The 11,220-nt window shown below is 67.7% G+C and carries 9 protein-coding genes; 2 read left to right on the top strand and 7 right to left on the bottom strand.

Annotated features, from left to right (window positions below):
• From whiA to Y705_RS0102975, 7 genes are all read right to left on the bottom strand, one after another.
• Positions 1 to 712: DNA-binding protein WhiA (gene whiA / locus Y705_RS16915; protein ID WP_049822186.1), on the bottom strand; the 712-nt coding region annotated here is incomplete at its 3' end.
• A 4-nt stretch (positions 713 to 716) separates the two neighbouring features.
• Positions 717 to 1,748: a gluconeogenesis factor YvcK family protein gene (locus tag Y705_RS0102950; protein ID WP_026531776.1), complete on the bottom strand. Its 1,032-nt coding sequence runs from the start codon at positions 1,746 to 1,748 to the stop codon at positions 717 to 719.
• On the bottom strand, positions 1,748 to 2,647 hold the full coding sequence (rapZ, locus tag Y705_RS0102955) for an RNase adapter RapZ (RefSeq protein WP_026531777.1): 900 nt from the start codon (positions 2,645 to 2,647) through the stop codon (positions 1,748 to 1,750). The genes Y705_RS0102950 and rapZ overlap by 1 nt, the downstream gene beginning before the upstream one ends.
• 85 nt (positions 2,648 to 2,732) lie before the next feature.
• Entirely contained in the window at positions 2,733 to 4,799 is a 2,067-nt protein-coding gene (gene uvrC / locus Y705_RS0102960) for an excinuclease ABC subunit UvrC (protein WP_026531778.1), read from the bottom strand.
• 3 nt (positions 4,800 to 4,802) lie between these two features.
• The gene (locus Y705_RS0102965) at positions 4,803 to 5,528 is read right to left on the bottom strand and encodes an HAD hydrolase-like protein (RefSeq protein WP_026531779.1); all 726 of its coding nucleotides are present in this window, start codon (positions 5,526 to 5,528) and stop codon (positions 4,803 to 4,805) included.
• A gap of 10 nt (positions 5,529 to 5,538) precedes the next feature.
• A complete protein-coding gene (gene uvrA, locus Y705_RS0102970) occupies positions 5,539 to 8,448 on the bottom strand; it encodes an excinuclease ABC subunit UvrA (RefSeq protein ID WP_026531780.1) in 2,910 nt (969 codons plus the stop codon).
• An 85-nt stretch (positions 8,449 to 8,533) separates the two neighbouring features.
• Positions 8,534 to 8,911, bottom strand: a complete 378-nt coding sequence (locus Y705_RS0102975) for a GntR family transcriptional regulator (protein WP_026531781.1) — start codon at positions 8,909 to 8,911, stop codon at positions 8,534 to 8,536.
• A gap of 90 nt (positions 8,912 to 9,001) precedes the next feature.
• Between Y705_RS0102975 and Y705_RS0102980 the strand changes: the two genes are divergently transcribed.
• Both Y705_RS0102980 and Y705_RS0102985 read left to right on the top strand, forming a co-directional pair.
• A complete protein-coding gene (locus Y705_RS0102980; protein ID WP_026531782.1) occupies positions 9,002 to 9,640 on the top strand; it encodes an MBL fold metallo-hydrolase in 639 nt (212 codons plus the stop codon).
• Positions 9,641 to 9,806: 166 nt separating this feature from the next.
• Positions 9,807 to 11,198, top strand: coding sequence for an ABC transporter substrate-binding protein (locus Y705_RS0102985; protein WP_253908459.1), 1,392 nt, complete (start codon positions 9,807 to 9,809; stop codon positions 11,196 to 11,198).
• Positions 11,199 to 11,220 lie beyond the last annotated feature (22 nt).

Genomic DNA, 11,220 nt, shown 5'->3' on the forward strand with positions numbered 1-11,220 from the left:
CCTGTGCCGAGCGGCGGAGATTGGCGTCGTCGAAGTTCGCGAGCCGGTTCGCCGTCGCCCGGACTTCCTTGCGCATCCGCCGCTCCTCCCACCCCATCAGGGCGTCGTGCGCTCCCATCCGGGTCAGGAGGGCGGCGATGGTGTCACCGTCGCGGATCACCACCCGGTCCACTCCACGCACTTCCCGGGCCTTCGCCTGGATGTCGAGCCGGCGCGCGGCCCCCACGAGCGCCAGGGCTGATTCGGGCCCCGGGCAGGTCACTTCGAGCGACGACGAACGGCCCGGCTCCGTGAGTGAACCGTGGGCGAGGAAAGCGCCGCGCCATACCGCTTCGGCGTCCGCCGTCGAACCGTTGACGACGGCGGAGGGCAGACCGCGCACGGGACGGCCCCGGGCGTCGAGGAGGCCCGTCTGCCGCGCGAGGGACTCGCCGTCACGTACCACCCGGACGACATACCGGTTACCCCGTCTCAGCCCTCCACCGGAGACGACGGTGATCTCGCTGCTGTGGCCGTAGACCTCGGCGATCGCGGCTCGGAGGCGCCGCGCCGTGGAGGCGAGGTCCACTTCCGCCTCGATCACGATGCGGCCGGAAATGATGTGAAGCCCCCCGGCGAACCTCAGGAGGGCGGAGACCTCGGCTTTGCGGACCGAGGACTTCTTGACGTCGAGGTGCGAGAGCTCCTCTTTGACATCGGCGGTCAAGGCCACGGATTCACTCCTGATTCTCCCCAAACATGTCGTTATAGGCGGTTGCGAGGCGCAGCGGGTCGTGGACAGGCTTGCCGGTCGAGGCTCCCACTCTACCGAAGACAGCACGGCCCCCCATCCCCGCAACTGCTGCCTCGAACTCCGCGGTATCTGCTACGACGGACGGATCGGCAAGCACGACGTCGACGGTGAAGTCGGGTGCGTAACGCCGGATCACCGCCAAATGGTCCACCGCGCTCATGCCCTGGGTCTCCTTGGTGTCGTTGGTCAGGTTCATGGTGAGGCAGCGCTTCGCGCTGGTCCGGCACAGCGCGTCGCGCAGTTCGGGCAGCAGCAGATGCGGCAGGACGGACGTGTACCAGGAGCCGGGGCCGAGGATCACCCAGTCCGCGAGCTCGATCGCCTCCAGTGCGTCGGTGCAGGCGGGCGCACCCTCCGGCAACAGGCGGACGGAGCTCACGTTGCCGGCCGCTGCTGCCACGGCGAGCTGCGCCTGGCCCACGATGGTCTTCAGCCGGAGCGTGCCGTCCGCCTCGGTCAGCACGTCGCCCTGGATGGTGAGGGGCACGCGGGCCATCGGAAGCACCTTCCCCCGGGCACCGAGCAGCGCGCCCGCCCACTGCAGTCCCGCGACGGGGTCCCCCAGGAGCTCCCAGAGGGTGACGATGAGCAGGTTGCCCATCGCGTGCTGGTCGAGTGAACCCTCGACGCCGTCCCGTGAGCTGAAGCGGTGCTGCATCACGTCGCGCCACGTGCGTCCCCAGTCGGTGTCGTCGCAGAGCGCGGCCAGCGCCATGCGGAGATCCCCCGGGGGCAGGACACCGAGCTCGCGGCGCAGCCGGCCGGAGGACCCGCCGTCGTCGGCCACGGTGACGATGGCCGTCAGCTCCTGGGTCAGCAGGCGGAGCGCGGACAACGACGACGACAGCCCGTGCCCACCACCCAGGGCGACCACGGAGGGTGCGGAGTCCTGCCCGTCAGCGTTCCGGCGCGCAGCCGGTGGAATGAGGGGAAGGGGCCCGGAGAACATGGACATCATTCACGCCCGAGGTCGCGGTGATGAGCGGCGACCTGCACGCCCGGCAGCTGCGCGAGCCGTTGGGCGATCTCCTGCGTCACGGCGACCGACCGGTGCTTGCCTCCCGTGCAGCCGACGGCAATGGTGGCGTAGTGCTTGTTCTCCCGCCGGTAGCCGTCGAGGACGGGGATCAGGGCGTGCACGTAGCGGTCGATGAAGTCCCCCGCTCCGGCGGCCGCCAGGACGTAGTCGCGCACCGGCTCGTCGAGCCCGGTCTGCGGGCGCAGCTGCGGCACCCAGTGCGGGTTGGGGATGAAACGGACGTCGGCCACGAAGTTCGAGTCGACGGGCAGTCCGTACTTGAATCCGAAGCTCATCACGTTGAGGCGGAGCACGATCGGCCCGGACTCGGAGAAGAGTTCGGTGACGGCAGTGGCCAGTGCGTGGACGTTCAGGTCCGTGGTGTCGACCACGATGTCGGAAGCGTGCTTGAGCTCGCTCAGGACCTCCCGCTCCTCGGCGATGCCGTCGAGGATCCGGCCGTCCGCCTGCAGCGGGTGCGGCCGGCGCCCCTGTTCGAAGCGCCGGACCAGGACGGCGTCGTCGGCGTCGAGGAACAACACCCGGTAGGTCACGCCGCTGGTGCGGAGCGCCTCGAGCGCGGACCTGATGTCGTTGAAGAGTTCCTTGCTCCGGACGTCGATCACCACGGCGAGCCGGGGGATCGACTGCGGCATGCGGGCCACCAGGTCCGTCAGCATGCCGAGCATCTGGGGCGGCAGGTTCTCCACCACATACCAGCCGTGGTCCTCGAGGGCGTTCGCTGCGGTACTGCGGCCGGCCCCCGACATGCCGGTCACCACCAGCAGTTCGGATTCGGTGGGTTTGACCGGAGTCAGGCTTGTCGCCTCAGTCATTTGTTCATCCGTTCCAGCTCTTGGGTTCATCCCGGCGAAATCTTTCCTGCCCTGCCCCGAACGGCGGCCGACTTTCCCACCCTAGCTAAGATTCGAGAATCTCGCCCGTGGCCATGTTCACGGCGGGTGCTGCGGTGTTCCCGGGCAGCACGGCGAGTCCGCTACGGATGGTCTCGGCAAGGGCCGGACCCACGCCCGGCACCTCGAGCAGTTCCTCGTTCGACGCCGCCTTCAGCTTCTTCACCGAACCGAAGTGCTTCAGAAGCGCCTTCCGCTTCGCGGGCCCCAGGCCGGCGATGTCATCGAGGGCGGAGGCCGTCATGGACTTCCCGCGCTTCTGCCGGTGGAAGGTGATCGCGAAGCGGTGGGCCTCGTCCCGGATCCGCTGCAGCAGGAAGAGGCCTTCCGAGGCGCGGGGAAGGATCACCGGGAAGTCGCTCTCCGGCAGCCAGACCTCCTCGAGCCGTTTGGCGAGTCCCACCACGAAGATGTCGTCGATCCCGAGATCTGCCAGGGCCCGCGCCGCCGCTGCGACCTGCGGGGGCCCGCCGTCCACCACCACGAGGTTCGGAGGGTAGGCGAACCTGCTGCGCGGAGTCGGCGTCGTGGTGTCCGCCACCGGAACATCGACAGCCGCGTCCATGAGCGCACCCTGGAGGTCGCCGACGTCGGCGCTCCCTCCGTCGTCGGCTGTCGTCCCCGCAGTCCCCGTCCCCGCGGCCGCCGGTGCTTCCGCGGTCTCCGGCGCTTTGCCGGCGAGGTAGTTCCGGAACCGGCGGGAGATGACGTCGTACATCGACGCCGTGTCGTCGCGGGCGGCGTCACCGGTGATGGCGAACCGCCGGTACTCGGACTTCCGGGGCAGGCCGTCCTCAACGACCACCATGGACGCCACCACGTTGGTCCCCTGGACGTGCGAGATGTCGTAGCACTCGATCCGCATCAGGGGCTGCGGCAGGTCGAGCGCCTCCTGCAGCTCCTGCAGGGCGGCGGAGCGCGTGGTGATGTCTCCGGCGCGGCGGCTCTTGTGCAGGCGGAGTGCGTCAGCCGCATTCTGCTCGACGGTACCCAGCAGGGTCGCCTTGTCGCCGCGCACCGGAACCCGCACCTCGACGCGGGCACCCCGTAGGCCCTTGAGCCATTCGAGGACCTGCTCCTCGTTGCTGGGCATCACGGGGACGAGCACTTCACGCGGAATGCGCTCATTGCTGCTGCTGGCCTCGCCGTAGACCTGCTGGAGCAGATGCTCCACGAGGTCGGCGGAGTCCATGTCCTCCACCTTTTCGACGATCCAGCCGCGCTGGCCGCGGATACGTCCCCCGCGGACGTGGAACACCTGCACCGCGGCTTCGAGGTCGTCCTCCTTGAGGGCGAAGATGTCGGCGTCGGTATCCTCCGCGAGGACCACCGTGTTCCGTTCGAAGACCTTCTTCAGGGCAGCGATGTCGTCACGGATCCGCGCGGCGGATTCGTAGTCGAGTTCCGCGACGGCCGCCGCCATCTTCCGCTCGAGGTCGGAGACGAATCTCTTCGCCTCACCGGACATGAAGTCGCAGAACTCCCCGGCGAGTTGTTTGTGGTCCTCGGGGGAGATCCGGCCCACGCACGGCGCGGAGCACTTGTCGATGTAGCCGAGGAGGCACGGCCGCCCGGTGCTCTCGGCGCGTCGGAAGACACCGGCGCTGCACGTCCGTACCGGGAAGACCCGCAGCAGTGTGTCGACGGTTTCACGAATGGCCTTGGCCGGGTAGAACGGGCCGAAATATCGGGTGTCCCGCTTCTTGTCACCACGCATCACCTGGACCCGGGGATATTTTTCGCCCATGGTGACCGCGAGGTAGGGGTAGGACTTGTCGTCCCGGAACATCACGTTGAAGCGCGGATTGAATTCCTTGATCCAGGTGTATTCGAGCTGGAGCGCTTCGAGTTCGCTGCCCACCACCGTCCACTCGACGCCGGCCGCGGTGAAGACCATCGCCCGGGTGCGCGGCATCAGCCCCGCAGGATTGGCGAAGTAGGAGTTCAACCGGGACCGGAGGTTCTTCGCCTTCCCGACATAGACCACCCTGCCGTGTGCGTCGCGGAAGCGGTAGACGCCGGGGTTGAGTGGGATCTCGCCGGTCTTCGGGCGGTAGGTCGTGGGATCCGCCACGTGTCAGGCCCCCCGCCTGCCCGGGAAGACCGGCGGAACAGCTGCCGTAGCCGCCGGGCGGGACCAGACGCTGTCGAGGACCTCCCCGAGCTCGTCCGCGTCGGTGACGACGGCGACGGCCTGCGCCGCCTCGAGCTCACCCGGTGCGGCGAACCCCCAGGTGACCCCGATGCAGGCCAGGCCGTTCGCCGCGGCGCCTTCGACGTCGTGCCTGCGGTCCCCCACCATCACGGCGTCGTCATAGGCTCCGTCGTGGCGGCGCAGGGCGGCCGCGATGATCGAGGCCTTGCCGTCCGGCAATGCCGTCGTCTCGTCCCGTGGCGACCCGTGCACCGAGTCGAACAGCGGCCGCAGGTTCTGCACTCCGAGCAGTTCCTCGGCGAGCCATTCCGGCTTCTGTGTTGCGACCGCCACTCGGCAACCCTGCGCCCGCAGGTTCGCCACGCACTCCGCGATCCCCGGGTAGGGACGGCTCTGGGCCATTCCGTGCTCCAGGTAGCCGGCGCGGTACGTCGCCATGACGGGGCCGATGAGCGCCGACGGCACCTGCGCGATGGCGGACAGGGAGACGGCGAGGGGCGGACCCACCATGGACCGCAGCCGTTCGGCATCCGGCACGTCGAGGCCATGGGCCAGCAGCGCCGCGCGGACGCCGCCGGTGATGGCACCGGCGGGATCGACGAGCGTTCCGTCGAGGTCGAAAAGGACAAGCCTGCCTGGATTCGTCACCGATCGATCCCTACTTCGAGCCCTTGAGGGTCTCCGCGAGGAAGGTCCCGGTGTAGCTTCGGTCGCTCTTCGCCACCTGCTCGGGAGTTCCCGTCGCGATCACCTGTCCGCCGCCGGAACCGCCGTCGGGCCCCAGATCGATGACCCAGTCCGCGCTCTTGATCACGTCGAGGTTGTGTTCGATCGTGATCACGGTGTTGCCCTTGTCCACCAGCCCCTGGAGCACCAGCAGCAGTTTGCGGATGTCCTCGAAGTGCAGGCCGGTGGTGGGCTCGTCGAGCACGTAGATGCTGCGCCCGTTGGACCGCTTCTGCAGCTCACTCGCCAGCTTGACGCGCTGCGCCTCGCCTCCCGAGAGGGTGGTGGCGGGCTGGCCCAGCCGGACGTACCCGAGACCCACCTCGACGAGCGTGTTGAGGTGCCGCGCGATCGGGCTGAACGCCGCGAAGAACTCGGCTCCCTCCTCGATCGGCATGTTGAGTACATCGGCGATGGTCTTGCCCTTGTAGTGGACCTCGAGCGTCTCCCTGTTGTACCGGGCGCCGTGGCACACCTCGCAGGGCACGTAGACGTCCGGCAGGAAGTTCATCTCGATCTTCAAAGTACCGTCACCGGAGCAGGCCTCGCAGCGGCCGCCCTTCACGTTGAAGGAGAACCGGCCGGGCAGGTAGCCGCGCACCTTGGCCTCGGTGGTCTCGGCGAAGAGCTTGCGGATGTTGTCGAACACCCCGGTGTACGTGGCGGGGTTGGAGCGGGGGGTACGGCCGATCGGGCTCTGGTCGACGTGGACCACCTTGTCGAGGTGTTCGAGCCCGTCGATGCGCTTGTGCCGCCCCGCCACCTGCTTGGCGCCGTTGAGCTTGTTGGCCAGCACCTTGTACAGGATGTCGTTGACCAGCGTGGACTTGCCCGAACCGCTGACGCCGGTGACGGCGGTCAGCACACCGAGGGGGAAGGCGACGTCGAGCTTCTGCAGGTTGTGCTCGTGTGCGCCGACCACCTTGAGCTGCCGCGACCGGTCGATCTTCCGGCGCTTGGCCGGGATAGCGATTTTCCGCCGCCCCGACAGGTAGTCACCCGTGATGGAGCGCTCGTTGGTGAGAAGGTCCTCGAGGAGGCCCGAGTGCACCACCTCACCGCCGTGCTCACCGGCGCCGGGTCCGATGTCGACGATCCAGTCCGCCTCGGCGATGGTGTCCTCGTCGTGCTCCACGACGATCAGGGTGTTCCCGAGGTTGCGGAGCCGCGCGAGGGTTTCGATCAGGCGCCGGTTGTCCCGCTGGTGCAGGCCGATGGACGGCTCATCGAGGACATAAAGCACACCCACCAGCCCTGAACCGATCTGGGTTGCAAGGCGGATGCGCTGTGCCTCACCTCCCGAGAGGGTGCCGGCGGCGCGCTCCAGGTTCAGGTACTCGAGCCCGACGTCGAGCAGGAACCGCAGGCGTGCCTGGATCTCCTTGAGCACCTGGTTGGCGATCTGCGCCTCGCGGCCGGTCAGCACCAGGTTGTTGAGGAAGTCGCTGCAGTCGCGCATCGGCATCGCGGCAACAGCCGAGATGGATTTGCCGTTGATGAGGACCGACAACGACGCCGGATTCAGCCGGGCGCCACCGCACGCTGGGCACGGGATCTGGCGCATGTACTCTTCGTAGCGGTCACGAGCGTGGTCCGACTCGGTCTCGAGGTGCTTGCGGTGGATGTACTGCACCGCGCCCTCGAAGCCGGTGCTGTATTTGCGTTCGCGGCCGAACCGGTTCTTGTACTGCACGGTCACCTTGTGGTCCTTGCCGTACAGGGCGGCGTTCCGTGCCCGGTCCGGCAGCTTCCGCCACGGCGTGTTGATGTCGAAGTTCAGCTCGTTGGCGAGGCCGTCGAGCAGCCGTGTCCAGTACTCGAGCGTTGCGGTGCCGAGAGACCAGGGGGCGATGGCGCCCTCGGCGAGGCTGAGGTCGGGGTTCGGGACCACCAGTTCCTCGTCGACCTCGAGCTTGGTGCCGATGCCGGTGCACGCCGGGCAGGCTCCGAACGGGTTGTTGAAGGAGAATGACCGCGGTTCGATCTCGTCGATGGCCAGGGGGTGCTCGTTGGGGCACGCCAGATGTTCGGAGAAGGCGCGGAGGCGTTTGGCGTCGTCCTCGGGAAGATCGACGAAATCGGCGAGGACCCTTCCCTCGGCCAGCTTCAGGGCCGTCTCCACGGAGTCGGTGAGTCGCTGGCGGATCCCGTCCTTCGTGACGAGGCGGTCGACGATCACTTCGATCGTGTGCTTGTACTGCTTGCCGAGCTTGGGAGGGTCACTCAGCTGGATGAGGTCGCCGTCGACGCGGGCCCGTGAGTAGCCCTTCGCGGTGAGCTCCTGGAAGAGGTCGACGAACTCGCCCTTGCGTCCGCGGACCACGGGCGCGAGGATCTGGAAGCGGGTGCCCTCGTCCAGCTCGAGCAGCTGGTCGACGATCTGCTGCGGGGTCTGCTTGGCGACGGGCTCACCACAGACGGGGCAGTGGGGCCGTCCCACCCGCGCCCACAGTAGGCGCATGTAGTCGTAGATCTCGGTGATGGTGCCGACCGTCGAACGCGGGTTCTTGCTCGTGGACTTCTGGTCGATCGAGACCGCCGGGGACAGCCCCTCGATGAAGTCGACGTCGGGCTTGTCCACCTGGCCCAGGAACTGGCGGGCATAGGCCGAGAGGGATTCCACGTACCGGCGCTGGCCCTCGGCGAAGATGGTGTCGAAGGCGAGCGAGGATTTACCCGACCCCGAAAGACCGGTGAAGACGATCATGGCGTCGCGGGGGAGGTCGAGGTCCACGTTCCGCAGGTTGTGTTCGCGGGCACCCTTGACGATCAGGCGCGAGAGGTCCTGGGGCTGCGGGTGTGGATTGTGGGCGTGCTGCTCAAGAGAATTAGCTATGGACACCCGATAACTCTAGGTGAAATAGAGCTCGAAGACATCTTCGAATAATAACTTTTCCGCGGGGTTGCGCGGGTCTGCTCGGAGCCGTTCACGCTCGGCGCAACGCGGCCCGCAGATAGGCGACGGCGTCGTCCTCGCCCAGCCCTGTTTCCCGCACGATCCGGGCATAGTCCGCGGCGGCCTCGGCGGTCCGCCGCCGGGCGTCGTCGCCTCCTGCCGCGATGACGGTGCCCGCGCGCCCGCGGGTCTGGACGATCTGGGCCTGCTCCAGCTCGCGGTAGGCCCGCGCCACGGTGTTGGTCGCCACGCCGAGATGGGCGGCGAGGGTCCGTACCGGCGGCAGCCGGGTGCCCACGGGCGCCGCGCCGCTGTTCGCTGCCTCAAGGATCTGCAGGCGCAACTGCTCGTAGGGCGGCGCCGAACTGGCGGGGTTGATTCTCAGCCAGGTGGGGATGTCCTGCTCCATGGCGTTTCCTTCCGGTCCTTTCCTGCACCCTACCGTTCCCTGCGGTTGCCGAATCGGCGTCCCCCCGGGGGCTGCCCCTAGACTTGCGCCATGTATGACCTCCAGGACATCACGATCCGAAGCATCTCCGTCTCCGAGATGGACAACAACGTCTACCTCCTCACCTCGAGAGCCACTGGTGTGCAGGTGCTCATCGACGCGGCCGACGACGCCGACGCCATCCTCGCGCTGGTCGGCGAAGGAGCGGCCGACACGACGGCGACGGCGCACCTCGCCCTGCTCGTGACCACGCACTCGCACTGGGACCACGTGCGTGCACTCGCCGACGTCGTCGAACGCACGGGTGTGCGCACCGCGGCCGGAGCGGACGATGCCGGGGACATCGTGGTGCCCACGGACGTGCCCCTGGCGCACGGGGATATCGGTTTCCTCGACGGGCTCGAGCTCGAAGCCATCCATCTCCGGGGCCATACCCCCGGCTCCACCGCGCTGCTCTACCGGGACCCCGCTGGGCCTGCGCACCTGTTCACCGGAGACTCCCTCTTCCCCGGGGGGCTCGGCAACACCCAGGGCGACGCCGGCCGCTTCCGCTCGCTCCACGCCGACGTCGTCGAGCGCATATTCGACTATCTGCCGGACGACACCGTGGTGCACCCCGGCCATGGCAAGGGCACCACGCTCGGGACGGAGCGGGGCTCGCTCGAGGAGTGGGCTGCGCGCGGCTGGTAGGCCCACCGCTCTCCTCATCGACGCGGCGGACCTGTTTCAATTGCCGCCCGGTGGGTGTTAGATAAGCGCAGTGCTCCGCGGTCTGGAGATCCAGTCGACGACGACCGGGATGGGCACCCGCCTGACAGTGGTTCGCCAGGGGAATCCACGACCGAAGGAGAAGATAGTGCAAAATCAACGCAGGGCTGTCGGTTCACTCGTTGCTGCGGCCCTCCTGGCGGTGACCGCGTGTTCCGGCGGGAATGATGAAGTCTCTCCGGACTCGGACGTGCTGACCGTGTGGACGACCGAGGACATCGCCAGCCGCGTCGCGACCCAGCAGGCCATCATGGACCGCTTCACCGAGTCCACCGGCACGGAAGTGGAGCTCGTCGCCATCGCCGAGGACCAGCTGACCTCAGTACTGTCCTCGTCGGCCGCGGCGGGCGAGCTCCCCGATGTGATCGGGGCGCTGTCTCTGAACGGCATGAACCAGCTGTACACGGACGGACTGCTCAACACCGACGCTGCGGCTGCTGTGGTGGAGGAGCTCGGAGCCGATACTTTCTCGAGCCGCTCGCTCGAGCTCACCTCGTCGGAGGGTGAGCAGCTCTCGGTGCCGAGTGACGCGTATGCGCAGTTCCTTTTCTACCGGCAGGACCTCTTCGACCAGGCAGGTCTCGAAGTACCGGATACCTATGAGGCGATCGAGGCAGCTGCCCAGGAACTGAATTCCGATGAGATGGCGGGAATCGTCGCCGCCACGGCACCAGCCGATTCCTTCACCCAGCAGACCTTCGAGCAGTTCGCCCTTGCGAACGGGTGCGAGCTGGTGGGTGAGGGAGGCGACGTCACGCTGGGCAGCGACCAGTGCCAGGGCGCCTTCGATTTCTACGGCAACCTCCTGCGCGATTATTCGGTGCCCGGCAACCAGGACGCGGACACCACCCGCGCCAGCTATTTCGCCGGGGATGCGGCCATGACGGTCTGGTCCTCCTTCCTGCTCGATGAACTTGCCGGTCTGCGCAGCGACGCCCTGCCGACCTGCCCTGAATGCACTGATGACCCCGGATTCCTCGCCGCCAATACCGGCATCGTCAGCGCTATCCAGGGCCCGGACGGCGACGAACCCGCAGGTTACGGCGAGGTGGTGTCCTGGAATATCCTCAGCGATTCATCCCCGGCAGCCGAGGATTTCGTGGCCTTCATGATGGGCGACGGGTACCAGGATTGGCTGGCCGTCGCGCCCGAGGGGAAGCTGCCCGTGCGGCTCGGCACTGCCGAGAACCCCACCGAGTACTCCGACGCCTGGCAGACCCTCGAGGCCGGCGTCGATACGAAGGCCCTGCTGTCGTCGGTCTACCCCGCCGAAACGCTCGAGGAAATCACCCGGAGCACTGACCAGTTCAAGCGCTGGGGCATCCCGCAGGGCCAGGGGGCCCTGGCTGCAGCCATTGGCGGACAGTTCATCGCACCCCAGATTATTGCCTCGATGATCAGCTCGGGGATCAGTGCCGAGGACGCTGCGGCCCAGGCCCAGGAGGAAGCCGAGACGCTGAAGGATGATCTAGGCCAGTAGCCACCGACCGATCCGGTGCGGC

Origin of the sequence: Arthrobacter sp. H41 (assembly GCF_000520535.1) — a bacterium.
In the GTDB taxonomy this organism is placed as follows: Bacteria; Actinomycetota; Actinomycetes; order Actinomycetales; family Micrococcaceae; genus Arthrobacter_D.